Annotated in this window: 25 protein-coding genes; 9 read left to right on the top strand and 16 right to left on the bottom strand. The window is 50.7% G+C overall.

Annotation, left to right across the window (positions count from 1 at the left end):
- Positions 1-71 precede the first annotated feature (71 nt).
- From acs to PsAD46_RS01345, 3 genes are all read right to left on the bottom strand, one after another.
- Entirely contained in the window at positions 72-2,021 is a 1,950-nt protein-coding gene (gene acs, locus PsAD46_RS01355; RefSeq protein WP_057464628.1) for an acetate--CoA ligase, read from the bottom strand.
- Positions 2,022-2,197: 176 nt separating this feature from the next.
- Entirely contained in the window at positions 2,198-2,596 is a 399-nt protein-coding gene (locus PsAD46_RS01350; protein WP_084404298.1) for a DUF1761 domain-containing protein, read from the bottom strand.
- A 163-nt stretch (positions 2,597-2,759) separates the two neighbouring features.
- Positions 2,760-3,362 carry a glutathione S-transferase family protein gene (locus PsAD46_RS01345; protein ID WP_063306007.1) on the bottom strand — a complete coding sequence of 201 codons (603 nt, stop codon included), beginning with the start codon at positions 3,360-3,362 and terminating at the stop codon, positions 2,760-2,762.
- A gap of 463 nt (positions 3,363-3,825) precedes the next feature.
- Between PsAD46_RS01345 and PsAD46_RS01340 the strand changes: the two genes are divergently transcribed.
- Together PsAD46_RS01340 and PsAD46_RS01335 are read left to right on the top strand one after the other, a co-directional pair.
- Entirely contained in the window at positions 3,826-5,169 is a 1,344-nt protein-coding gene (locus PsAD46_RS01340) for a D-alanyl-D-alanine carboxypeptidase family protein (RefSeq protein ID WP_063305986.1), read from the top strand.
- A gap of 64 nt (positions 5,170-5,233) precedes the next feature.
- The gene (locus tag PsAD46_RS01335) at positions 5,234-6,322 is read left to right on the top strand and encodes a GTP-binding protein (protein WP_084404297.1); all 1,089 of its coding nucleotides are present in this window, start codon (positions 5,234-5,236) and stop codon (positions 6,320-6,322) included.
- Positions 6,323-6,388: 66 nt separating this feature from the next.
- Here PsAD46_RS01335 and PsAD46_RS01330 read toward each other — a convergent pair whose 3' ends face one another.
- The 6 genes from PsAD46_RS01330 to PsAD46_RS01305 form a co-directional block, all read right to left on the bottom strand.
- Positions 6,389-7,270: a 3-hydroxybutyryl-CoA dehydrogenase gene (locus tag PsAD46_RS01330; protein WP_063286202.1), complete on the bottom strand. Its 882-nt coding sequence runs from the start codon at positions 7,268-7,270 to the stop codon at positions 6,389-6,391.
- Positions 7,271-7,416: 146 nt separating this feature from the next.
- Entirely contained in the window at positions 7,417-8,346 is a 930-nt protein-coding gene (locus tag PsAD46_RS01325; RefSeq protein ID WP_063291238.1) for an electron transfer flavoprotein subunit alpha/FixB family protein, read from the bottom strand.
- A 24-nt stretch (positions 8,347-8,370) separates the two neighbouring features.
- Entirely contained in the window at positions 8,371-9,120 is a 750-nt protein-coding gene (locus tag PsAD46_RS01320) for an electron transfer flavoprotein subunit beta/FixA family protein (RefSeq protein ID WP_057464633.1), read from the bottom strand.
- 290 nt (positions 9,121-9,410) lie between these two features.
- A complete protein-coding gene (locus tag PsAD46_RS01315) occupies positions 9,411-9,986 on the bottom strand; it encodes a cob(I)yrinic acid a,c-diamide adenosyltransferase (RefSeq protein ID WP_063291239.1) in 576 nt (191 codons plus the stop codon).
- A gap of 23 nt (positions 9,987-10,009) precedes the next feature.
- Positions 10,010-10,204 (bottom strand): twin transmembrane helix small protein, encoded by a 195-nt coding sequence (locus PsAD46_RS01310; protein ID WP_063291240.1) that lies wholly within the window; start codon positions 10,202-10,204, stop codon positions 10,010-10,012.
- Between the two features lie 40 nt (positions 10,205-10,244).
- A complete protein-coding gene (locus PsAD46_RS01305) occupies positions 10,245-10,823 on the bottom strand; it encodes a TspO/MBR family protein (protein ID WP_208981610.1) in 579 nt (192 codons plus the stop codon).
- A gap of 134 nt (positions 10,824-10,957) precedes the next feature.
- Between PsAD46_RS01305 and PsAD46_RS01300 the strand changes: the two genes are divergently transcribed.
- Both PsAD46_RS01300 and PsAD46_RS01295 read left to right on the top strand, forming a co-directional pair.
- Entirely contained in the window at positions 10,958-12,109 is a 1,152-nt protein-coding gene (locus PsAD46_RS01300) for an MFS transporter (protein ID WP_063286198.1), read from the top strand.
- Between the two features lie 8 nt (positions 12,110-12,117).
- Positions 12,118-12,603 carry a GNAT family N-acetyltransferase gene (locus tag PsAD46_RS01295; RefSeq protein ID WP_063305985.1) on the top strand — a complete coding sequence of 162 codons (486 nt, stop codon included), beginning with the start codon at positions 12,118-12,120 and terminating at the stop codon, positions 12,601-12,603.
- Here the strand turns inward: PsAD46_RS01295 and PsAD46_RS01290 are convergent.
- The 5 genes from PsAD46_RS01290 to PsAD46_RS01270 form a co-directional block, all read right to left on the bottom strand.
- Positions 12,600-15,149: a tetratricopeptide repeat protein gene (locus PsAD46_RS01290; protein ID WP_063305984.1), complete on the bottom strand. Its 2,550-nt coding sequence runs from the start codon at positions 15,147-15,149 to the stop codon at positions 12,600-12,602. The two genes, PsAD46_RS01295 and PsAD46_RS01290, sit on opposite strands and share 4 nt — an antisense overlap.
- A 149-nt stretch (positions 15,150-15,298) precedes the next feature.
- Entirely contained in the window at positions 15,299-16,729 is a 1,431-nt protein-coding gene (cls, locus tag PsAD46_RS01285) for a cardiolipin synthase (protein WP_063286195.1), read from the bottom strand.
- 63 nt (positions 16,730-16,792) lie between these two features.
- Complete coding sequence (locus PsAD46_RS01280) at positions 16,793-17,104, bottom strand: YrhK family protein (protein ID WP_057464639.1); 312 nt, start codon at positions 17,102-17,104, stop codon at positions 16,793-16,795.
- A gap of 94 nt (positions 17,105-17,198) precedes the next feature.
- Entirely contained in the window at positions 17,199-18,050 is an 852-nt protein-coding gene (locus PsAD46_RS01275; RefSeq protein WP_082830702.1) for an SDR family oxidoreductase, read from the bottom strand.
- A gap of 20 nt (positions 18,051-18,070) precedes the next feature.
- Positions 18,071-19,312: a ubiquinone biosynthesis hydroxylase gene (locus PsAD46_RS01270; protein ID WP_063305983.1), complete on the bottom strand. Its 1,242-nt coding sequence runs from the start codon at positions 19,310-19,312 to the stop codon at positions 18,071-18,073.
- A gap of 127 nt (positions 19,313-19,439) precedes the next feature.
- Between PsAD46_RS01270 and tesB the strand changes: the two genes are divergently transcribed.
- Positions 19,440-20,321 carry an acyl-CoA thioesterase II gene (tesB, locus tag PsAD46_RS01265; protein ID WP_057464641.1) on the top strand — a complete coding sequence of 294 codons (882 nt, stop codon included), beginning with the start codon at positions 19,440-19,442 and terminating at the stop codon, positions 20,319-20,321.
- Positions 20,322-20,409: 88 nt separating this feature from the next.
- Positions 20,410-20,790, top strand: a complete 381-nt coding sequence (locus PsAD46_RS01260) for a VOC family protein (protein WP_057464642.1) — start codon at positions 20,410-20,412, stop codon at positions 20,788-20,790.
- 20 nt (positions 20,791-20,810) lie between these two features.
- Here the strand turns inward: PsAD46_RS01260 and PsAD46_RS01255 are convergent, their stop codons facing one another.
- Positions 20,811-21,275, bottom strand: coding sequence for a YccF family protein (locus PsAD46_RS01255; protein ID WP_057464643.1), 465 nt, complete (start codon positions 21,273-21,275; stop codon positions 20,811-20,813).
- A 67-nt stretch (positions 21,276-21,342) separates the two neighbouring features.
- Positions 21,343-22,011, bottom strand: a complete 669-nt coding sequence (locus PsAD46_RS01250; RefSeq protein ID WP_063286191.1) for a TlpA disulfide reductase family protein — start codon at positions 22,009-22,011, stop codon at positions 21,343-21,345.
- Positions 22,012-22,040: 29 nt separating this feature from the next.
- Here PsAD46_RS01250 and argH point away from each other — a divergent pair, with 29 nt between their 5' ends.
- The 3 genes from argH to lysA all read left to right on the top strand — a co-directional run bounded on the left by argH (position 22,041) and on the right by lysA (position 25,170).
- Entirely contained in the window at positions 22,041-23,441 is a 1,401-nt protein-coding gene (gene argH, locus PsAD46_RS01245; protein ID WP_063286190.1) for an argininosuccinate lyase, read from the top strand.
- A gap of 139 nt (positions 23,442-23,580) precedes the next feature.
- Positions 23,581-23,850 carry a lipoprotein gene (locus PsAD46_RS01240; protein WP_063305982.1) on the top strand — a complete coding sequence of 90 codons (270 nt, stop codon included), beginning with the start codon at positions 23,581-23,583 and terminating at the stop codon, positions 23,848-23,850.
- 48 nt (positions 23,851-23,898) lie between these two features.
- Positions 23,899-25,170: a diaminopimelate decarboxylase gene (gene lysA, locus PsAD46_RS01235; RefSeq protein ID WP_063305981.1), complete on the top strand. Its 1,272-nt coding sequence runs from the start codon at positions 23,899-23,901 to the stop codon at positions 25,168-25,170.
- The last annotated feature ends 77 nt before the right edge of the window (positions 25,171-25,247 follow it).

The following is a 25,247-nucleotide window of genomic DNA, read 5'->3' as shown; positions in this document are numbered from 1 at the left end:
CTTTAGCGTAATAAAAAACCCCGCCAAATCAGCGGGGTTTTGTTTTCTGGGCTGAATTCAATAGGCGTGGCCTACACGGTTTCAGCTTTGTTTTGGCGGTTGTCGATTAGGTCGCCTACGACGGTTGGGTCGGCTAGAGTTGAGGTGTCGCCCAGGTTGTCGAAGCTGTCCTCTGCGATTTTGCGGAGGATGCGGCGCATGATTTTACCGCTACGGGTCTTTGGTAGGCCCGGGGCGAACTGGATGAGGTCTGGAGATGCAATTGGGCCGATTTCAGCGCGAACGTGCTTCACCAGTTTCTTCTTCAGTTCTTCAGATGGTTCCAAGCCTTCCATGAGGGTGACATAGGCGTAGATGCCTTGTCCCTTCACATCATGCGGGTAGCCAACGACAGCAGCTTCTGAGACCTCTGGATGGGCGACGAGGGCGCTTTCAACTTCAGCAGTCCCCATGCGGTGACCAGATACGTTGATCACATCGTCGACACGGCCTGTGATCCAGTAGTAACCATCTTCGTCACGACGGCAGCCATCACCAGTGAAGTAGAAGCCTTTGTAGGTGGCGAAGTATGTTTGGACGAAGCGCTCATGGTCTCCGTAGACGGTTCGCATTTGACCCGGCCAGCTGTCTGTTATGACGAGGTTACCTTCAGTTGCACCTTCTTGGAAGTTGCCTTCAGCATCAACAATGGCTGGCTGAATGCCGAAGAATGGGCGTGTCGCTGAGCCCGGTTTAAGATCGGTTGCCCCTGGTAGAGGCGTGATCAAGATACCGCCGGTTTCGGTTTGCCACCATGTGTCAACGATTGGGCAGCGCTGCTCGCCGACCACGTTGTTGTACCATAGCCATGCTTCTGGATTAATTGGCTCGCCGACTGAGCCAAGAACGCGCAATGACTTGCGGGATGTATTGGTTACATATTCATCACCAGCACCCATCAATGCACGGATTGCTGTCGGGGCGGTGTAGAAGATGTTGACGTTGTGTTTGTCACAAACTTCCCAGAAACGGCCTGCTGTCGGGTAGGTAGGTACACCCTCAAACATGAGTGTTGTCGCGCCGTTTGCGAGTGGACCGTAGAGGATGTAGCTGTGGCCGGTGACCCAACCAACATCAGCAGTACACCAATAGACCTCGCCTGGGTGGTAGTCGAAAACGTATTGATGCGTCATGGAGGCATAAACGAGGTAACCACCAGAGGTGTGCATCACGCCTTTTGGTTGACCTGTTGAGCCTGACGTGTAGAGGATGAAGAGCGGGTCTTCAGCATTCATTTCTGCTGGTGGACAATCTGCAGAAACTTTTTCTGTTTCTTCATGATACCAGAGGTCGCGGCCGTCCATCATGTTGACGTTGCCACCGGTGCGTTTCACCACGAAGACCTTGTCGACATTGCCGCATTTTTCGATTGCGCGGTCAGTGTTTTCTTTCAAAGGTACAGTTCGGCCACCGCGGACGCCTTCGTCAGCTGTGATGACAAAGCGTGATTTACAGTCTTCAATACGCCCGGCCAAGCTGTCAGGTGAGAAACCGCCGAATACAACAGAGTGCACTGCGCCGATCCGGGCACACGCAAGCATTGCGTAGGCTGCTTCAGGGATCATTGGCATATAGACAGTGACGCGATCGCCTTTTTGCACGCCATTGGCCAACATCACGTTTGCGAAACGGTTCACTTCTTCCGAAAGCTGTTTGTAGGTGATTGTCTTGCTTTGATCCGGCTCATCACCCTCCCAGATGATTGCAGGCTGATCACCGCGTTCTGCCAGATGACGGTCAATACAGTTGGCTGCTACGTTCAGCGTGCCGTCTTCAAACCATTTGATGGAAACATTGTGGTAGTCATAGGACGTGTTTTTGACCTTGGAATAAGGCTTTATCCAGTCAATTCGTTTTCCGTGCTCTCCCCAGAACCCGTCTGGATCCTCAACGGACTTCTTGTACATTTCCAAGTACTGCTCGTTGTTGAGCAGAGCGTTTTCGGCAATCTCAGCCGGTACTGGATATACATCACCAGTCATGGTCAATCTCCCCATTTCCTCCACGGGTAATCACATACCCAACTCCTGTGGCGTATTATGGGCAGCTGCCGTTGGGGCGTCTAGCGAATATGCTTCGAACTTTCGTAGGTCCCGTTGTCTTTAGGTTCGTTTGGCCTACGAAAATTCAGCAATACGAGATATCAAGCTACCTGGAATTAGCCAGAAATCAGCGCATAAACTGCGCCTTGAACCATCAAAACACCGAGCCAATGGCCAGCATCTATGAGCGTCAGCATCCATGAGGCTCGTTGGAATTTGTGATTGACGATCAGGCCTGTGAGTACAAAGCCACCCCAGATTACGATTGCTGCAGTCACGCCACTGGCAATGGTGACTGAGCCTGAGTAAACGAGGATCCCGGCAAGGAAGAAAGCCATGATCATTTCGCAGAGAAAAGTTATGACGTAAGTGGAAGGAGACATTTGAACGTCTTCTTCTGAGATGCCGACAGCTTTCATCCAAGAATATGAAAGCACATAGTACCAGATAGACCCGAAAATATATGAAGCGATTCCCGCAGCAAGCACACCCGGTAAGTAAATTCCTTCAATCATATCAATACACCTTGTAAAAGATATGGTGTGCACATGACTTGAGTATTTATTATTCGAAAAATGTATTGAAAATATTTGGTAGCTTCAAGTGCCAGCGGATTTGTAGCTGGCTGTTGAAACAATAGGAGAGGGTGGACAAGACCACCCTCAAAATTCAGGTAGGTTATTGCATTGCCGTAGCTTTTTCATTGGCCTTTGCAAGAGCTGGGCGACTTAAAACTCTTGAAAAATATTCGCTAACGGGTCCTTCCGGCCATTCGAACTTGGAGACTTTGGCCCAGATTGCACAATGACCGATGATGACATCAGCAATTGTGAAGGTGTCATCCATTGCCCAAGTGTTTTCGCCAAGGCGTTTTTCAAGCTGCTGCATCGATCTGTTCCACTCAAATCGGCAGGCGGGTTTGATGTCTGGTACGCGTTGGTCTTCTGGGTGAATGAATGAGTGTTTTGCAGCCATCCAGAGAATGGAGTCCATTTCATCGAGCGCAAAGTTGGTAAAACTATCCTGCCGGGCACGATCTAAAGTTCCTGATGGGAACGACAGGCTGGAATGTTTGTCTGCCAAATAGGTACAGATTGCTGTTGAATCGTAGATGGTTTCTCCATCAACGATCAGGGCAGGGATCTTGCCTGATGGGTTTACGGCATAAACAACTTCTTGATGAGGTTTGCTAGGCACGACCTCATAAGGCAAGTTCAGTTCTTCCAGCAACCAGAGTACCCGCATGGTTCTTGATTGTGGGTGGCCAATAACTTTGTACATAAGATCCTCCTCTTGGATCTGATCATCTGCGTTGATTATGAAAAAGAAAAGCAAGAATGAGTGCGACTTGAGGATAAGCTTTCAAATTACAAGATGTGCAGCGTTAAATAGGCAAAGTTGATCGATGCTGAGGTGAGTAAAAAGAAATGCCCCTTACAACTGAAGGGGTGATTACGACAGTGTCTCTTTGGTAGTTTGATTTCACAAAATAACCATCTTGAGAAAATGCCTTGAAATGTTTGGAAGTGGCGGTCTTTTACTGATATTGTCACCCTAATATTTCAGGAGAGACATCAATCTTTATTCCCGGTGTCTGGTGACATAGTTTTTATTGTTTACCCCTACTGTATTTCCTAAGGGTAGCTTGGGCTGTTCATGAAACTAAACTAGCAACTGAGCTATCGAAGACAGCTATGCAATGGTTGTTTGCTGCATAAACTGGTAGGCGTGGAGCGGTAAGATCGTGAATTTTTCGGTTTATTGGATTGCCCAGAAACTTCGATTTTTTGCTGTTTTTGCAATAGCTTTGGCCTCCGTGCTGACAAATGCTCGTGCCGATGTTGCTGCATGGCTGTTGATGGATGCCGACAATGGACGCGTTTTGGAGCAAAACGGCGCTTTCGACCGTTGGTACCCAGCTTCCCTAACAAAGATGATGACCGCCTATATCGCCTTTAAGAGTATCTCTCAGGGTGAGATGGCCATGAGCGATATGGTGATGGTCTCTCAAAACGCACTCAATCAACCACCGAGTAAGATGGGCTTCAAAGTTGGGACAACAATCACGCTCGACAATGCCTTGAAAATGATCCTTGTGAAGTCGGCCAATGATATTGCAGTAGCTGTTGCTGAACGGGTAGGTGGGACTGAAGAAAGCTTTATCAGCCAGATGAATGCGACTGCGCGTCGGTTGGGGATGACGCATACTAATTTTGTCAATCCTCACGGGCTACCAGACAATCGTCAGGTTTCATCCGCACGTGATATGGCGCTGCTTGCAAGTGCGCTGTGGAGCCAGTTTCCGCAGTATCGTTCTTATGTGAGCCACCCGGGAATTCGATTTGGCCGAAGAACATTTCGGTCTGGAAACAGAGACTTCCTTCTGCGTACTGCTGGCGCTAACGGATTGAAAACTGGATATATTTGTAATTCCGGTTTCAATGTAGCGACTTCTGCAACACGCAATGGAAAAACAGTTATCGCTGTTGTTCTGGGGGCAGCTTCCAGTTTAGAGCGCTCAGCCTTTGCCAAGAAACTTATTGATAGTGGTTTCAAGAAGACAGCGGGAACTAAAATTACTGCTTTCCGCGGCAGTGGGAATATCAACCCACCAAAGGACCACTATTGTAAGCGCAATGCCAAGCCAACGGCTCAGCAACTTGTTGATCGCTTTGGGACAAAACGTGGTTCTGCCAGCATGATGGCTTATGCCGATGCCGGCAGTCCGAGCCCACGCGGGAAGTCCATTCGTCTTTCCAAGAAGAAAGTGAACTGGGGTTTGGTCTATGAAGAAATTCTGGGCCCGCAGCTAAAGTCATATGCACCGGTGACTGTGCGCATTGGCAATGAGCATCCGGTTGTCGCACTGAAAAAGCTTGGAAATGCAGTGCCTTTGCCAATGCCTAAACCAGGGTCGCAAAAAGGTTTGGAGCCTGCGCCGATTGGAGGCATTCAGCAACTTAATGTGCCAGTGGGCAAGGGTACTTCTTTGCGGCCTTTGAAATCGACTTCTAAACGAGATTTGTTTGGCAGCCCGGGTGGGCTCTATGCTAATACGTCTGCCTTCGGTAAAACGCAGTCACCGTAGCTACAGGCAGTGCAGAATTATGGCTAGTACCCAAGAGAGGCGGAGTCCGCCAACCCCGATCCCAATGAGCGTCATTACTGGCTTTCTGGGAGCAGGTAAAACAACGCTTCTTAATCGAATTCTCAAAGAGCCAGTGTTGGAAAATACAGCGGTCATCATCAATGAATTTGGTGAGATCGGTTTGGATCATTTGCTCGTAGATACCATTGATGATGGGATTATAGAGCTATCATCTGGTTGTTTGTGCTGCACTATTCGTGGTGATCTCATCAACACGCTGGAAGATATTCTGCGCCGTATCGACAATGGCCGCATGAAGAAAATCGACCGTGTGATTATTGAAACAACAGGTTTGGCCGACCCAGCGCCTGTGTTGCACACTGTGATGCTACATCCGTATTTGGTTATGCGATATCGGCTTGATGGCGTGGTGACATTGGTCGATTCCGTCAACGGTCTGGATACGATCCACTCTCATGAGGAAGCAGTCAAACAAGTTGCTGTTGCTGATCGTATCGTGATGACGAAGACGGATTTGCAGGAGCCTTCTGATGATTTACTGGCTGAGCTGAAGCATCTGAACCCTGGCGCAACTGTGCTCAATGCTCAAGATGGCTCTGCAACGGCTGCAGCTCTCATCAACTGCGGACTGTACAATCCTGAAAGCAAAATCCCAGATGTTCAGAAATGGTTGAGGGAAGAGGCGTACAAAGATGAGCACGCTTCGCATGATCATCATGGACACCATCATCATGACCCAAACCGCCATGGCAAAGATGTTCGCGCCTTTACACTTGAGACCGACAGCGCGATCCCCAATGCTGCACTAGAGATGTTTCTGGACCTGCTACGCTCTGCACATGGCCCTAAGCTTTTGCGCGTTAAAGGGATTATAAAGACCATAGAGCACCCGGATCAGCCTTTAGTGATCCATGGGGTGCAGCATGTCTTCCATCCACCTGCACGGCTTGCAGAGTGGCCTGATGCTGATCAAAGAACGCGGCTCGTCTTCATTACCAAAGGCCTTTCTGAGGGCTTTGTGAAGAAAATGTTTGATGCATTCACCGGCGGTGTTGCTGCCGACACGCCTGACCGCACTGCGATGATGGATAATCCTCTTTCCATTGGTGGATTCAGCGGTACGTTTAAGTAACCAGCTGAACCGCAGCAATAAAAAAGCCCGCTCATGTGGCGGGCTTTTGTGTGTCTTATAAACGCTTTAGCGCGTAGGGACCGGAACCTCACCGCGGTAGTCATAGAAACCACGCTGGGTTTTGCGCCCAAGCCAGCCAGCCTCAACGTACTTCACGAGTAGTGGGCATGGGCGGTATTTGCTGTCTGCGAGGCCTTCATAGAGCACCTGCATGATGGACAGGCAGATATCTAGGCCAATGAAATCAGCCAGTTGCAGCGGTCCCATCGGGTGATTTGCACCCAGGCGCATTGCTGTGTCGATTGCTTCAACGGAGCCAACACCTTCATAAAGAGTGTAGATCGCTTCGTTGATCATAGGCAGCAGAATACGGTTCACCATAAAGGCTGGGAAGTCTTCTGAAACTGCAATCGTCTTATGCAAGCCAAGGGTGTAGCCCTTGGAAAGTTCAAAGGTTTCATCGCTGGTTGCAATGCCACGAACAAGCTCAACGAGTTCCATAAGCGGAACCGGATTCATGAAGTGGATGCCGATGAATTTTTCCGGACGGTCTGTAGCAGATGCCAGACGCGTGATGGAAATAGACGAAGTGTTTGTGCCAAGGATGGCATCAGGCTTCAAAATCGGGCAAACACTTTGATAAACCTTGCGTTTGACCTGCTCGTTTTCACTCACAGCTTCAACAACGAGGTCTGCATCGCTTAGGGATTTAACATCGTCAGATGTTTTGATACGGGTAAGAGCGAGGTCGCGATCTTCTTCAGTGATCGTGCCCTTTGAGATCTGACGTGCCATATTGCCATTGATGCTGGCCAGGCCTCTGTCGATACGATCCTGATCGATATCGTGAAGCACGATATCGTATCCTGCCAAAGCACTTACGTGTGCGATGCCATTGCCCATTTGACCGGCGCCAATAACACCGACTTTCTTTACTTCGACCACCATTGTCAGATCCAAATTCTTACAAGCATCGGTTAAACGTGCTTTGACGTTCTCGTAACAACATACATCGCAAGTCTTGCCTCAAACAGCAAGAACCCCAGAATGAAATATTAACATCCCGGGGTTCCTGAAAAGCTAATCAAATATGATTAGAGGGCTTTTTCCAGTTCAGGAAGAGCCTCGAACAGGTCTGCGACAAGTCCGTAATCAGCAACCTGGAAGATTGGTGCTTCTTCGTCTTTGTTAATTGCGACGATGATCTTGGAATCTTTCATGCCTGCAAGGTGCTGAATTGCACCGGAAATGCCGCAAGCGATGTAAAGATCAGGTGCAACAACCTTACCGGTTTGGCCAACCTGCCAATCGTTTGGTGCGTAACCAGCATCAACAGCTGCACGGGATGCACCGATTGCTGCGCCGAGCTTATCAGCAACAGGGGTGATGACTTCGTTGAACTTCTCTTCGGAACCGAGAGCACGACCACCGGAGATGATGATCTTAGCGCCTGCGAGTTCTGGACGATCAGAAGCTGCGATTTCTTCACCCACGAAGGAGGAAATTGCCGGATCAGCAGAAGCTGCAGCAGCTTCAACCGGAGCAGAGCCACCTTCAGCAGTTGCGGCGAAGGATGCTGTACGAACAGTCAGAACCTTCTTTGCATCAGCAGACTGTACAGTCTGGATTGCGTTACCTGCATAGATTGGACGCTTGAACGTGTCCGCAGATTCAACGGCAATGATTTCAGAGATCTGCATCACGTCGAGCTTAGCAGCAACGCGTGGCAGAGTGTTTTTGCCATTGGTTGTCGCAGCAGCAACAACAGCGTCGTAATCAGCAGCAAGTGCAACGATCAGATCGCCAACTGGTTCAGCAAGCTGGTGCTCATATGCTGCATCGTCAGCAACAAGAACTTTAGCAACGCCAGACAGTTTGGAAGCAGCTTCAGCTGCTGCGCCACAGTCTTTACCAGCAACGAGGACATGAACGTCGCCGCCCATTTCTACAGCTGCTGTCAGTGCCTTAGCCGTTGCTTCGTTCAAAGCAGAATTGGAATGTTCAGCCACAAGAAGCGTGGTCATAATGCTAACTCCTCTTGACCTATCTTAAAGAACGCCAGCTTCGTTTTTGAGCTTGTCTACCAGCTCATCAACGGAAGCGACCTTAACGCCTGCCTTGCGTGCATCAGGCTCAGCAGTGTTGAGAACCTTGAGGCGAGGGGTAGCGTCTACGCCATAGTCTGCCAGTGTTTTCTCAGCAATCGGCTTTTTCTTTGCCTTCATGATGTTTGGCAGAGAAGCGTAGCGAGGCTCGTTCAAACGCAGGTCAGTGGTGACAATCGCTGGCATGTTCAGCTTAACAGTCTGCAGACCACCGTCGATTTCGCGGGTGACGTCTACTGTGTTATCGCCAAGGTCAACCTTGGAAGCGAATGTGCCCTGTGCCCAGCCGAGAAGTGCAGCAAGCATCTGACCAGTCTGGTTGCAGTCGTCATCGATCGCCTGTTTGCCGAGGATAACGAGACCTGGCTCTTCTTCGTCAACGATGCCTTTGAGAACCTTAGCTACCGCGAGAGGCTCCGCAATGTCGTCGGTCTGAACGAGGATACCGCGGTCAGCGCCCATTGCGAGGCCGGTGCGGATCGTTTCAGTCGCCTGCTTAGGGCCGATGGAAACAACAATGATCTCAGTTGCTTTACCAGCTTCTTTCAGGCGAAGAGCCTCTTCAACGGCGATTTCGTCGAAAGGGTTCATGGACATTTTGACGTTTGCGAGTTCAACGCCGGAGCCATCCGCTTTCACGCGAACTTTTACGTTATAGTCAACGACCCGTTTTACGGGCACGAGAATTTTCATGTTCCTAGAACCTCCACTAGAAATGCAGGGGAGTATGCGTCGCCACCAAGTTGATAAGACACAGCTTCCGCCGGGCTACCAGAGCCAAAAGGGAATGCAAATTGCATTACATTTGCGGCGACCGTACTGAGCAATTTTGGGGCTGTCAACGATCGCCTAGGGTAAATAGGTATTGGGTTTCAACCAATGTATAAGGCCAAGTGGCCTTATGGTGAAGATAGTTGTCCATAAGTGTTGATAGTTTACCTATTCGTCAAGCACCTTTGATCAAATTCTTCATCAAAAAATCGCTATCTGTTTTTGCCCGCTACCCACAAAACATCGCCTTCGCCCTTCAAATTTGCATAGCGTGATGCAACAAAGAAGAGGTCGGAGAGGCGGTTGAGATACTGCAAAGCTTGCTTGTTGACCTTCTCTTTTTGAGAGAGCGCAGCAACGAGACGCTCAGCGCGGCGAGAGACGGTTCTGGCTTGATGCAAGTGTGTTGCCAGCGGTGTGCCACCCGGTAATACAAATGATTTCAACGGTGTAAGCTCAACGTTCATCTGGTCGATTGCGTCTTCCAGAGCGTTGACCTGATTATCTGTGATGCGCAGCGGTTCGTATCCGAGGTCTTCGCCGGTGTCTGGTGTTGCCAGATCGGCGCCGAGATCGAACAAGTCATTCTGAATACGGCCAAGCAGTTCATCCAGCACTGGCATCTCTTTGGATGCGTGCAGGCGGACTATGCCGACGACTGAGTTGGTTTCATCAACGGTTCCGTAGGCTTCAATGCGCAGATCATGCTTTTGCCTGCGCTCTCCGCTGCCAAGTGCAGTGGTGCCGTCGTCGCCAGTTTTTGTATAGATCTTATTGAGAGTGACCATTTTCTACTAGTTTCAAACCAAAATCAGGATGTGCTTGCGAAGTAAACGGAAAGCATAATCAATATGATAGCTGCGAACTGCAACAGAACACGATATCTCATAAGCTTTTGCGAACGGTTTGGATCTCCACCGCGTATCATGTTCCAAAGGCCGAGGGCGAGGACCAGAGCGACGGCGAATAGAGCAATAGGAACTAGAGTGGCAACAATACCGCTCATCAAAATCTCCAATAATAAAAGTCTCGATTGAGGTGTTGGATTAATTCAGAACCACAATAGAGGCATTCAGGACGGCTGCAAAGCTAACCCAAAGGAGATAGGGCAGATATAGCCATGCTGCAAAGGTTTGCGCTCTATAAAATAGGCGGAAAGTGAAAAAACTTAGCGCGAGCAAGATGATAAGGACAACAAGGCCAAGTGTCGGGTTTTGCTGTCCGAAGAATGCCCAGGACCAAATGCCATTTAAAAACAACACTATAACGAAAGTTAGCTGAATGCTGGTTTTCGAAGGTGGTTTGGCTGCCTCGTTGGTGCCAGTCTGTTGAAATTCGGTGGCCAGCCAGATGCTGATGCCGAGAAGTGTGTAGAGAACAGACCAAACCGGCGCGAAAATCCAATCAGGTGGATTAAAGGATGGTTTGTTGAGAGAGGCATACCATTCAGGGATGGCCGGTGCAGTAACGATGCCGCCGTAAGCTGCTGTTGCATAACATAAAAGTCCCCATCCAACGAGACGACTCCAGACAACTCTGTTCTTTAACTTCGCTTTTGTGGTGTCGCTAAGGGGCACGGAAATTCCTTTTGAAAGGTTTTGCGCAGAATTGCGTTTTTTGCGCATATTCCGCGTTGATTTGCGTTGTTACGTCAGCAAACGGCGTTGTGTTGTATTAGGTGCTCTACACAGCTTGCATTTTTCTAAAATATCACGCTAGATATTTAATAGGTCGTTTTTCTCTCTTCAAAGCATTTTCCATGACACAACAAGCAGTCCTTGGTGCGCGCGATGTGAATCTTATTCGCGGCGTCTTCTTTCTTCAACCCATCGCGCTGGGTGCCTGGTTTCCACGCATCGCAGAAATTCAGCAAAGACTTCAGGTGAGTGAAGGAGAGTTTGCCCTTGCGCTGGTTGGCATGCCGGTTGGGCTGCTGTTCATGCTGATGTTTGCCGGGCGACTAACGGAGAAGTTTGGAGCGCGCCAGCTTTTGATCGCGGGTCTGTTTGCGTTCATCTGTCTGATGCCATTGCCGACGTATGCCGAATCCATTCTGCAGCTGTTTGTTTATTTGGCAGTTGTTGGCAGCGCATTGGCGTTTGTGGAACTGTGCATGAACGTGATTGCGGATAAGACCGAGCGGAAGAGCGGGCAGCTCATTATGTCTGGCTGTCATGGCTTGTGGAGCCTTGGTGTGCTGGTGGGAAGTCTGATCAGCTCCGGCTTTTCCTGGGTTGGTTACGGGCCATCTGAAAGCATTCTCATGGCAAGTGGTATGGCGTTATTGCCTGCGCTGTTTACCTCCTACAGCCTGACAGAAGGCCGGGAGCCGGATGTCGCTGAGAAGTCTGAAAGTGGTTTCCAAATGCCGAGTGGCGCGCTGATTGCGGTGTGCTTCTTTGCGTTTGGCATCACCATGACGGAAGGGGCGATTGCGGACTGGTCTGCGATTTATGTGACTGATCTATTTGATCTATCTGCTGGTTACGCAGGTATTGCCTATAGCGCTTTTGCTCTGATGGTGACATTCGGGCGCTTAACCGGAGACTGGTTGCGATCTCGTGTTGACGTTCAGATCGCAGCTGCCGGAATTGTTATCCTTGCTCTCATTGGCGTCGGAATTCTGGTGATTTCGCCAAACTATGCGGTGTCGTTGCTTGGTTTTGGTCTGGTTGGGCTGGGTGTTTCCGGGGGCTTTCCACTGGCTGTTACGGCTGCTGCTGAAAAACCGGGTCGCTCTGCTGCGGTCAATGTGGGCTTGATGACGCAGATTGCTCTCGGCGGTTTCCTCGTGGGTCCTCTCGTCATCGGCTATGCCGCTGATCACCTCGGCATCCAGGGCGGCTTTATGCTGATGTTACCGGCACTTGTGCTGAGCTTGCTGATGAGCCGGTCTCTGATCAAGCGGTGAGGGGAAGTATGAGAGAACTAGAGATTAGTTTTCGGAGCATTCCTGCAACGCTGACCTATAAGCTTCGCCAGCAAGTGCTCTGGCCAGACTCGCCGATAGAACGGGTCATGGTTCCAGAAGATCACCAAGCCCTTCATATTGGAGCCTTTGAAGAAGAAAACCTGATTGGTGTTGGATCTTTCTTCTTCGATCTGCCCTCTGTGAGATTGCGAAAACTGGCGGTGTTGCCAGAGAAGCAAGGGCGCGGCATCGGAAGTAGCCTCATCCGTTTTGCTGCAAACCAGCCTGACCTACAAAAGGTAGACAACATCTGGTGCGATGCAAGAGCAGATGCTGTTTCATTCTATCAGCGTTTGGGTTTCAAGTTTGAAGGGGATGCCTTCCAAAAATTTGGCGTTTCCTACCTGCGCGCACGAGTTGAGCTTGCTCAGCTTTCACAGCAACAGCTGGTGATTGACGAGTTCTTAGATGCTGGACCTCTGGTCACTCATTAAGTGGGGACTACGGGTAGGAACTTGAACCTTATCGGTGCTTTGGTTGGGTCTGATTGCCTGTTGGTTTTGAGCTTCTTCATGAGGGTTTTGGCTTTGCCGACGGCTTGATCCAACTCTTTGGTATTCAGGTGATCTGCTATGTCTTCTTGTGCTTTTAGCGCAGGTTTGCTGCCGTTCTCTGCTGCGATGTAAAACCAGACATAAGCGCTTTCTATGTCCTGCTGAACTCCGCTGCCTTTGTAAAAGGCAAGACCGATGCGATATTGGGCTTCTACATGGCTTTGCTTTGCGGCGCGGAGAACCCATTTTGCAGCATCAGATTCATTCTTTGCAATGCCTTGGCCTGTGGCATTCATACGTCCAAAATTGAATTGTGCCTCAGCATGATTTTGCGTTGCAGCGAGGTAGTACCAGTTTGCTGCTTCAGTGTTGTTTTGTTCTACACCCACTCCGTCTTCGTAGGCTCTTCCGATACGGTACTGCGCTTCGGCATGACCCTTCTCAGCAGCGAGGCGAACCCATCTTGCAGCTGTGGTTTCGTCCTGCTCTACCCCTTGTCCTGTGGCATAAAGAAACCCAAGGTTATACTGAGCATCCGGGTGGCCTTGTTTAGCAGCGAAATGGTACCAAGCCGAGGCTTCTATCAGGTCTTGCGGTAGGCCTGTACCATTGGCGTACATAACAGCGAGGTTGTACTGCGCATCAGCAACACCTTGTTCAGCAGCGCGGATGTACCACTTCAGAGCTTTACTGTAGTCCTGATCTACACCCAGACCGATTTCGTAGATACGTCCAAGATTAAACTGAGCGTTGGCATGCCCTTGTTCTGCAGCCAGACGGAACTTTTCTGCAGCTTTGGGGTAGTCCTGTGGTGCGCCTTTTCCGTTGGTGAAGGCACGACCGAGATTATAATGGAACCCGGCAAGATGTTGCTCGGCAGCCTGATGATATTCCTTTGCAATACCGGCATAGTGCTGCTTTAAGTCTTCGCCAATGTAACGCATGTCTGTGAGACGGTTTTTTGCGATCGCATTCCCGTTATCGGCTGCAAGGCGATAAAACTTTTCTGCTTCGGCGTAGTCCAGTTTTACACCTAGGCCGACGGTGTAAAGATACCCGAGTTCAAGCTGTGCTTTCGCGTGGTTTTGCTCTGCTGCGAGACGGTAAAGCTTTGCAGCTTCAGCATAGTCCTGCTGAACGCCCTGCCCATTTTGATAAAAGAGTGCGAGATAGTATTGTGCTGCTTTGTCACCTTGATCGGCAGCAACTTCGTACCACTTTGCAGCCTCACTGTAGTCTCGTGGTCTGCCTTGGCCATTGGCGTACATTTGGCCAAGTTCTCGTTGTGCTGTCGCATCGCCTTGTTTTGCGGCTTGCATAAGTGATTTTGCAGCTTTGTCGTAATCCTGAAGCCGGGCCTGAAGGCCTTTTATTGCAATCTGTGCTCGGTCATGGTTTTGCTCAGCAGCAAGGCGGAACCACTTTTCGGCTTGTTGATTGTCTTGAGGTACGCCAAGCCCATCCTCATAAAGCACAGCAAGGTTGTATTGAGCTTGGTCATTTCCTTGCCGAGCAGCAAGCCGGTACCATTTTGCTGCTTCCTTGTAGTCTCTTGGTACGCCTAACCTCTTCTCGTACATGTACCCTAGCTTAAGTCTGGCGCCTGAATACCCTTGCTTTATTGAGAGGTGGTACCATTTGATGGCTTCTTTGTAGTCCCTAGGAACACCTCGCCCTTCTTTGTAAAAATAGCCGACATTGGATTGAGCTATTGCATTGCCTTGGTCGGCAGAAAGTCGGTACCATTTGAGCGCTTCCCTGTTATCTTTCCGCACTCCCATTCCTCTGGAGTACATATAGCCAAGTTCAAGTTGAGCACCGGCATGATCTTTCTCTGTGGCGAGGCGGTACCATTTTACGGCTTCTTCATAATCCTTCCGCACGCCGTTACCATAATGGTATAATAGCCCTAGGTTATGTTGAGCGCCTGCATGGCCCTGATCAGCGGCAAGACGATACCATTTTGCTGCTTCAACGTAGTCTTGTGGGACGCCAGTGCCATCTTCGAGATCAATTGCCAGGCTAAACTGTGCCTTTGCATCACCTTGCTTAGCCTTACGCCAAACCTTCATCGCTGCGTTACTATAACGTTTCGGCCCCGCAAGCCCTTGGGCGTAAAAGTAATTAAGTTCGCGTTCTGCTTCCGGATGCCCTTTGTCAGCTGCGAGCAGATACCATTTTTCGGCCTCTTTGAAGCTTTGCGGGACGCCTCGTCCTTTGTGATACAAGTTGGCAAGGCGGTATTGAGCGGCGACGTGACCTTGCTCAGCGGCTAAGCGAAACCATTTTGCAGCCTTGGTATAGTTCTGAGGGACACCTTGTGCCTCTTCGTAGAGAATTCCAAGTTTGTATTGAGAATGAAAGTCACCTTGCTCAGCGGATGCCGAGATGGTTTTGAAATCCTCGGCGTACACTGGAAGGATTGCTTGGCTGGACAGTGAAATGACCAGAGCTGCCAGAGCTAACTTCAAATGCCGCAACTGCATATTTTCCCCCGAATCTGCAACGCTTCAAACAATAGCAGAGATTACAATTTTAGGATTGGACAGTCGTAGTTCCGTCTCAAACAACCTTATTGAAAAGGTGAGAGTCCAAATCGCGATTGCATTTAGCTTTCTACAGATTAGCTGCAGGACTACAAGATCGGGCTGACTGTTGCGATGATGTTGTTTTTTATTCGTTTGAGGTATGACCAACTGGAAACAGTTTCAAAAAAGACCTGATCTGAACTGTCGAGGTATTGCTGTTGCCGTTCCAGAACAGCGTTCGTTATTGCCTTGTCTTGCAACAGAATGTTGTTTTCGTAGTTTAGGTCAAAGCTTCGCAGATCAAGGTTGGAAGAGCCGATCAAAGTGATCTTGTTATCCATTGTGAGTGTCTTGGCGTGCAACAGACCGCCTTTGAATTCAAAGAGATCACAACCAGCCTCCAGAAGTTTGAAATAGTGGCTGCGACTTGCAGCGGCCACGATCCAGCTGTCGTTGACCTTCGGGAAAATCAAGGTGACCTTTACGCCTCGATAAGCCGCTGCGCGCAAGGCTTCCAGAACAGTTTCATCGGGGACAAAGTAGGGGGTCGATAGTGTGAGTTCGAAGCGGGCGGTTGCAATCAGGCAGGCAAAGAGCTGAGGTGTTGCTCCTTTGCGTTCCGTTGGGCCATCGCCCATCACCTGTGCCGGGAACCCTTCTTGTGCCGGTTCTGACTTCAATTCAAAGTCATTTAGCTTTTCGCCTGTTGCTTGCATCCAATCGCTTATGAACAGAAGCTGGTTTTGCGTCACAATGGGCCCGGTCAGGCGTAGCATGATGTCGACCCAGGGAGCGTATTTTGCTTTGACCAGAAATTCCGGATCAGCTGAGTTTCTACTGCCGCAGTAAGTGACTTTTCCGTCGATAATCGTGATTTTACGGTGGTTGCGCAGGTCCAATCTGCTGGTCAGGAGCGTTCGTACTGGTTTGTCCAGCGGCAGGGCGACAGCTAGTTGAACGCCTGCCTCTTTCATCTGCTCCCATAACTGTGATTTTATGAGCTGGTGTGAGCCGAGACCATCTGCCATCGCGCGGCATACGACCCCTCGCTGGGTTGCTCTGATCAAAGCGTCGGCGAGTGCTGTGCCCGTGTGGTCATTTAGCCAGATGTAATAGAGAACATGCACATAGTCCTGCGCGGCATCGATATCTGCTATCAAGCTGTCGCGGGTTGCCGTGGCATCTTCCATGAGTGTGGCGTTGTTTCCAGCAACTGGATAAAAGCCGTTTATTGAACCAGCATAATGGAAGCTGTTGCGGTATTCCGGGTTGATTAGCTGATCGACATCAGCTGGCGTGCCCATGAATTGCTTAGCGTTTTCATGGATGTCATCAAAAATCTCTTTGTGGCGTTTGTCTGCGCGATGGCCAAGATCAGTTTCTCCGAAGAGGAAGTAAATGGCGATGCCGACATAGGGCAGCACGTTCAGAACAATGAACCAGGCGAGGCGAACTGGTGGTGACAAATCATCTCGCAGCAGAATTCGGATTGTAAACGTCAAAACTAATAGAACATGGAAAACTAGTATGAAGGTCATTTGAACTCGGCTGCGTTGAAATTTTGCCCTGTGATTGGTCGTTGGTGAACGTGTTGGTTAGGTTCACTTCATATCGGGGTTTAGCCAACCCGTATTATTCTCAGTGCCTTCAGGCAGGTCCTCATATTTTCCAAGGCGGATATATGCAATTTCCCGAAAGAGCTTAATGGTTGGGCGGAGGCCGAATAAAATTGATCCAACCAGAAACAGCCATGTTCCCAAATAGGTGGTTGCCTCTTTAAAAAAGAGAATGCTGCCAACGACGAACAGGGCTGCTGCAGAGAAATCAACAGCAGTGTAAGCGAGTTCGCAATACGCATAAATTTGCTTATGTCGCTCGCTCATTGTGCAATTGTCAGGATGAAATAGTGCCATGGGGAATCTCTTTTGCTGGGGGCATAAATCCAGAGTGCGCGCAATACGGGGCACTGGGAGTTTACTTTGAAGAAAACCGAGGCGTCTCGTTCTCTTACTCTTCCGACTTTGCAGACCTTCTCAGGATCATATCGATCATTGAGGTTGGCAGGATGCGTCGCAGAGTGCCCATGATGTGGGTTGGAACGGTTACGTAATAACGTGCCTTAGCCTTGGGGGCTTCAATAGCGTGGGTGAGTTTTTGGACGACTGCATCGGGTTGGAGCTTGAATTTTGTGGTGCCACCTTTGGCGAGCATGGAGAGACGGCGGTTGTAGCTTTCGCGGAAGTGGGAGGCGTTCTTGGTCTCCTCGCCGATTTCCTCATAGAACATTTGGACAGCTGTTTTGGAGAACTCGGATTGAATCGGACCCGGTTCGATTAAGCTCACCTGTATGCCTGAGCCATGCAATTCCAGCCGCAGGGTGTCGGTGTAGCCTTCTAATGCAAACTTGGTGGCGTTGTAGGCGCCGCGATAATCCATGGCGACGAGGCCAAGGATTGAGGAGCATTGCACGATACGGCCATGACCTTGCTCGCGCATCACCGGAATGACAAGGCGGGTGAGTTCGTGCCAGCCGAAGAAGTTGGTTTCGAACTGACGGCGCAAGGCATCCGTGGGAAGATCTTCTATGGCGCCAGGAAGGCCATAGGCGCCGTTGTTGAAGAGCGCATCAAGACGTCCGCCTGTGATTGCCAGAACTGACTCAACGGCGGACTGAATAGATTCGGTTTCGCAATAATCTAAATGAAAGGCGTGAAAGCCTTCTGAGCGCAGACGTTCTGCATCCTCTGGCTTGCGACAGGTGGGAAAGACCTGCCATCCTCTTTCTCTCAAAATGTGTGCAGCAGAGTAACCAATGCCGGTGGAACATCCGGTGATGAGGATGGAGCGTTTGTCTTTCACGTATGCGGCCTAAATCTGAGTTAAAGCGGATTGCCGAGGAGGAGTTTTGGGGAAGGGCCGGCCAGGCCTGCTGCTTCGCCGATGAAGTGTTTTTTCAGGAATGGCATGCGCTCAACAAGACCGAGGCCGAGATCGCGGACAGCACGGACTGGGTCGATGTTGTTGGAGAACAGGCGGTTCAGCACATCGGTGGTCATGCCCATCTGCCATGTGTCGAAACGGCGCCAGCTCTGGTAGCGCTCCAGAATGTGTGCTGCACCGATATCGAGGCCGAGACGGTGGGCGTCTACAAGCACCTCTGAAAGGGCTGCAACATCCTTGAAGCCGAAGTTGAGGCCCTGGCCAGCAATTGGGTGGATGCCGTGTGCAGCATCGCCTGCCAGTGCAACGCGGTTGGAGACGAAAGAGCGCGCCAGCACGAGGTTTAGAGGAAACGCAGCGCGGGGTCCGTCCAGTTTGAGCTCGCCCAGATGGTGACCGAAGCGGCGTTCCAGTTCGATTTCAAAGGTGAACTCATCGCCATTGACCAAGCGGTTGGCTTCTGCCGTCTTTTCAGTCCAGACGATGGAGGAGCGGTTGCCTTTCAGTGGCAGGATCGCGAACGGACCGGAGGGCAAGAAATGCTCTTCTGCGCGGCCATTGTGTGGGCGTTCATGTGCGATTGTGGTGACAATGCCGCTTTGATTGTAGCTCCAGCGATTGCATTGGATGCCTGCGAGATCGCGGAGTTTGGAGCGCACGCCATCAGCTGCCACGATCAAGCGTGACTGGATGGTTTTGCCGCTGCCGAGTGTGATGTTGACGTGAGCTGGCTCTACTGCAAAGTCTTTGACACTGTCGGGCGCGAAGATGTGAACGCCTGCATCTGTGGCTGCATCATGCAATGCGCCGACCATATGATTGTTCTGAACCATGTGGGCAAATGGTTCGCCGTCATCAACATCGCCTGCAAAAGTCAGGAAGATTGGGCGCACGCTGTCGTGCAGCTTGCTGTCTGTGACGATCATTTCGGTGATCGGCTGGGATTCATCTTCAAGCTTATACCAGATGCCGAGCTGATCGAGCATGCGCACGGCACCTGCCGCGATGGCCGAGGAACGCGGATCGTTCTCGATGGCTGAGCGTGGGCGCAGGTCTACAAGCGCGATTTTCATGGACGGTTCTGATTGCTTCAAAGCAAGGGCGAGCGATAGTCCAACATACCCGCCGCCGCCAATGGTGACGTCATATAGGTCTTCGGTGGCGGTCTGTTTCTTGCTCATAGAACTCTTTCCTGTAATCGTTTGCCCTATAACCATTAGGTTAGCCCAATTGATCGTTGACACTATCGATATAGCGCCACACTACTCACATGCAATCGAAATCACTACAAAAATAGGTTTGTCTGTAATGACGAAGGCTGTTGAAAATCTGCTGGATCTTTTGGATCTGGAGAAATTAGAGGAAAATCTGTTTCGTGGCACAAGCCCACAAAGCGGGTGGCAGCGTGTTTTTGGTGGACAGGTGATTGGTCAGGCTCTTGTTGCTGCCTCCCGAACGGTTGGCGCAGAACGTCAGGTCAATTCGCTGCATGGGTATTTTCTGCGTCCGGGCGATCCGAAGGTGCCAATCATCTATGAGGTTGACCGTATTCGTGATGGTGGCAGCTTTACAACACGGCGTGTTGTGGCGATCCAGCATGGTCATGCAATCTTCTCTATGTCCGCCTCTTATCAGCGCGTTGAAAGCGGGATGGAACATCAGATTGAGATGCCGGATGTGCCGATGCCGGAAGACCTGATGCCGATCTCTGAAATCTCCGATGAGCTGATCTCAAAGGCACCGGAGCCCGTGCAGAAGTACTGGAAGCGCGAACGTCCGATTGAGCTGCGTCCATTGGATTTAGGGCAATACTTTTCTCGTAAGAAGCAAGAGCCGGTGCAGCATGTGTGGGTGCGGGCGGCATCCAGGTTGCCGGATGATCCGCGCATTCACCAGTGCGTGCTGGCTTATGCTTCTGACATGACGCTTTTGGATACGGCGCTATTCCCGCATGGCATCAACGTGTTTGTGCCGAATCTGCAGGTGGCAAGTCTGGACCACGCCATGTGGTTCCACAGCGATTTCCGCTTTGATGAGTGGTTGCTTTACACGCAGGACAGCCCGCGTTCAGCGGGTGGCCGTGGTTTCAGTCGTGGCAGCCTTTACACGCGGGATGGTGTGTTGGTGGCTTCCGCTGTTCAGGAAGGCCTGATGCGGATGAGGGAGCGTCCTGTGCCGGGTAAGGGGTAAGATCAAAGATATTGCTTGGTGCAAGAGCTATACTTTGTCTGTAGCAATCTGTTTGTTTCTTTGATTTTTAAGATGACGGGGTGTGAGCATGTTTAAGCCCAATAGCGTTATTCTCTATGTCGAAGACGTGGAGAAAAGCACCAAGTTTTATACTGATGTTCTGCAAAGCAGCCCGATTGAGAGGTTTCAGGAATTTTCGCTGTTTTCTCTGGGAGACGATGTCACACTTGGCTTGCAGTCTGCGCAGGGGATTGACCCGAAACCTCAACCGTCTTTTGGCGGCTTTGAACTGTCACTGAGTGATGTGAGCCGGGAAGAGGTTGATCAGGTTTACAGTCTCTGGAAAGAGAAGGGCATTCCGATCGTTCTGGAGCCCACTGATCTGGACTTTGGCTACACGTTTGTTGCCACAGATCCTGATGGGCATCGGTTGCGGGTGTGCGCGACTGATACGACCAATGTGAGTTAGAGCACGTTGTGCCGGTTTCTCTAATATCTGTAGCTGTTTAGGGTTTCTCTGGCTTTGTATTGGCGTGCCAAGTCCGCTGTTTGGGTCGTTACAACACGGCGTCCGACGGGCCAGAAGGAAATTGCTGCGAGTTTGAAGGACTGAAGGCCAAAGGGAATGCCTATGATTGTCAGGCAGGTGAGAATGCCGGATATCACATAGCCTAGGAACAGCGAGAGGCCAAACGGCAGCCATAGGATGTTGAAGATGAAACCCAGGACCCCTGTTAAGACAGTGGTTGGCGTTGCGCCTTTGTTATCCAGATCTCTTATGTGCACAATATCCTTGCCAAAGGGCCATGCCGATAATTTGGCCATTTCCCAGGCTGCTCGTGTGTAAGGGAGGCCAATGATTGTGAGTGCGAACAGGAGGCCGTACACAAGCCACATCAGGGCCAGGTACCAGCCTCCAAGGACAAACCAGATTACATTTCCAGCGTAGCGCATAATAAATATCTCAAATTGATAAATGGATTTTGAGATGTATCTAAGTAGCCGCTACGTGAATTTCAATTCACTGAACCTTTTTCTGCCCAGCCAGCGCGGCGTTGACCAATGCAAAGGCTTCCGGGGCTGCCCAGTCGGCGGGGCCGAACATGGTGCCGATTTCGCAGCCGTCTTCACCGATCATGATTGTGCTTGGCAGGCCGGGGGCTTTGCCTTTGGTGCGCAGGTTGTTGAAGGTGTCCATGGTGTGGTCTGAGAAGTACGCCAGATCCTTCACGCCGATATCGCTCAGGAACTTCAGCGGCTTTGGATTGTTTTCACCACGGTCCATGTTAACGGCGATGACGTTGAATTCTGCGCTGCCGGCTTCACGCTGCAGTTTGTCCAGATGCGGCATTTCTTTGCGGCACGGAGCGCACCATGTGGCCCAAAGGTTGAGCAGTTTGGTGCCTTTCAGGTCTGCCATGGTGATGAAGTTGCCGTCAGCATCGTTGAATTTCAGCTGTGAGAGATTCAAAGGCTTCTCGGCAGGTAGGAAAGCGGCCACTTCGCCTGTGGTCAAACCCTTGAGATTTTTTGCGGTATTCATTGAAGAAGAGCAGGCGAGGGCTTGTGGATCCTCACTTTTTTGCTGATTAAGCGCCCATACAGCTCCGCCTACGACGACAAATCCAGCTAATGCTGCAATAAGCCCTTTTCCGAGGCCGAACTTTCCGGTAACTGTCAGTTTCTTCATATTAAACCCAAATCATAATGAGGCTAGACATGAGCAACCGCATGTGGGGGGGCCGTTTTGCGGAAGGGCCAGATGCAATCATGGAAGAGATCAATGCTTCCATTGATTTTGATCGCAAGCTCTACCGACAAGACATAGCCGGGTCCAAGGCTCATGTTAGCATGTTGGCTGCACAGGGCATCGTTAGCGCAGAAGATGCCGAAAAGATAGCTCAGGGTCTAGACACAATTCTGTCAGAGATCGAAGAGGGCACCTTTACCTTCTCTCGTGCGCTTGAAGACATTCACATGAATATCGAAGCGCGTCTGGCTGAATTGATTGGCCCGACCGCTGGCCGTCTTCACACAGCTCGTTCACGTAACGACCAGGTTGCCACAGATTTCCGTCTTTGGGTACGCGACTCTTTGGACGATCTTGAGGCACAAGTGACCGACCTGATGCAGGCTCTTGCTGAAAAAGCAGAAGAGCATGCAGCAGTTGTGATGCCGGGCTTTACACACTTGCAGTCCGCGCAGCCGGTGACTTTCGGCCACCACCTGATGGCTTATGTCGAGATGTTCTCTCGTGACCGCTCCCGTCTGCAAGATGCGCGTGCGCGTATGAATGAGAGCCCACTTGGCTGTGCTGCGCTTGCTGGTACGTCTTTCCCGATTGACCGTGAGATGACTGCGGCTTCTCTGGGCTTTGATCGTCCGACTGCAAACTCTCTTGATGGTGTTTCTGACCGTGACTTTGCCATTGAAGCGCTAGCGGATGCATCTATCTGTGCGATGCACTTGTCTCGTCTGGCAGAAGAGATTGTGATCTGGTGTTCTGCTCAGTTTGGTTTCATCAAGCTTTCCGACAAGTTTTCGACCGGTTCTTCCATCATGCCGCAGAAGAAGAACCCGGATGCAGCTGAGCTGATCCGTGCGAAGACTGGCCGTATTTATGGCGCGTTGAACTCTCTTCTCGTGATGATGAAGGGTTTGCCGCTGACCTACTCCAAGGACATGCAGGAAGACAAAGAGCAGGCGTTTGACGCTCTGCCGAACCTGTCTCTGGCTCTGGCAGCCATGACTGGCATGATGCGTGACCTTGAGCCGAATGTGAAAACGCTGAAGAAAGCTGCCGGTTCCGGCTATTCTACCGCGACTGATCTGGCTGACTGGTGTGTGCGTGTGGTTGGCATGCCATTCCGTGATGCTCACCATGTGACTGGTGCACTTGTTAAGATGGCTGTCGATAAAGGTGTAGACCTGCATCGCCTGACATTGGAAGAGATGCAGAGCGTTGAACCGAAGATCACGGATGATGTCTACAGCGTTCTTTCCGTTGATAAATCTGTTCGCAGCCGTGTCTCTTATGGTGGCACAAGCCCGGTGAATGTGCGTAAGCAATCCCGCCGTTGGCTTAAGCAGCTTGAGCGTGAGCAGAAGACGGAAAAGTAAGTCTGTTCTTCGGATGATCTTGCAGTCATCGTTGTTACGGTGCAGAAATAAAACTGAGAGTAGGCTCGGGTTCGCCCGAGTCAGTCCTTAGGTCAAATTTCTGGTTTGGTAAGATCATCCAGATTGGAGCAGAGAAAACATGAGCTCGCAAGGCATGAAAGACATTACAAAAAGCCGTAGTTCCAAGCTTTTGATTGGCCTCACAATTGTTGCACTCGGTCTGAGTGTTTCCGCTTGTGGGCGTAAAGGCAGTTTGGAAACGCCAAGCCAAGCTCGGGCGACTGCAGATGGTGCACCGCCACCCCTGAACGATGCTCCTGTACCAGAGACCCCTGGAGATAAGGACGAAAGTCTGTTTCTGGATCCGTTGATTGGTGCGGATGAGGATGATCCCGACTTCAATTTTTAGACTGGTTCGCTAAGCCCACCGGGGCAGAGCCAGCGTAGAGGACCTACATTGCATTACTTTGAGTTTAAGGATGGCGTGCTGCACGCTGAAGATGTTGCGCTGAGCGAAATTGCAGCGGAAGTTGGAACACCATTTTACTGCTATTCCCGCGCGACATTTGAACGTCACTTCAAGGTTTTTGACGGGGCGTTTGATGGAATTGATCATCTGACCTGTTATGCAATGAAGGCGAACTCCAACATCGCTATTTTGACGGTGTTGGCGAAACTTGGCGCTGGTGCGGATGTTGTTTCTGAAGGGGAACTGCGCCGTGCACTGAAAGCGGGCATTCCTGCAAACAAGATTGTGTTCTCCGGCGTTGGCAAAACCCGTCAGGAAATGCGTTTTGCGCTGGATGCTGGCATCCTGTGCTTCAATGTGGAATCCGAGCCTGAGCTGAAGCGGCTTTCTGCCGTTGCTTCCGAGATGGGTAAGACTGCGCCGATTTCTCTGCGCATCAACCCGGATGTGGATGCAAAGACCCACGCTAAAATCTCTACAGGTCTGGCCGCGAACAAGTTTGGTATTGCCTGGGACCGTGCACGCGCAGTTTACAATGAAGCTGCGCAGCTGCCGGGCCTGAAAGTGACCGGCATGGATATGCATATCGGCTCTCAGATCACTGAGCTTGGGCCTTTTGATGACGCTTTGGAACGCCTTGGTGTGCTGATTGGCATGCTGAAGGAAGACGGCATTGAGATTGACCACCTTGATGTGGGTGGCGGTCTTGGCATTCCTTACGGAAGCGGAATTGAAGCGCCACTGCCGACTGAGTATGCGAAGGTTGTTCGTAAACACATTGAGCGCCTTGGCGTGACGCTGATTACCGAACCGGGCCGCTTGATTGCCGGAAATGCAGGTATTCTCGTTACCGAAACGATTTATCGTAAAGAAGGTGAAGCGAAGAACTTCGTCATCGTGGATGCTGCGATGAACGATCTGATCCGCCCAACTCTTTATGAAGCTCACCATGACATTGGTGCGGTGAGCGAAGAGCGTCAGAACGGTGAGCAGATGATGGCGGACATTGTTGGGCCAGTTTGTGAAACCGGTGATTATTTGGCCCGCGACCGTGAAATGCCGAAGTTTGAGGAAGGCGACCTGCTGGCTGTCTACTCTGCTGGTGCTTATGGCGCGACCCAATCCGGCACTTACAACACGCGTCTTCTGGTGCCTGAAGTGTTGGTTGATGGCGACAAGTTTGCGATCATCCGTCAGCGTCCGAGCTACGATGAGTTACTAAATCAAGACGTTGTGCCGAACTGGGTTGAAAAGGCTTAACTCTGTTTGAAAGCCCCTTAGGTTTGCCAGATTGCTGATCTACGTTAATCGCCGTATGCTCAAAAGAAAAAGTAGGC

This window comes from Pseudovibrio sp. Ad46, assembly GCF_001623065.1.
Lineage (GTDB): Bacteria > Pseudomonadota > Alphaproteobacteria > Rhizobiales > Stappiaceae > Pseudovibrio.
The sequence above is the reverse complement of the archived record's forward strand: the minus strand, read 5'-3'. Positions and strand labels throughout refer to the sequence as shown.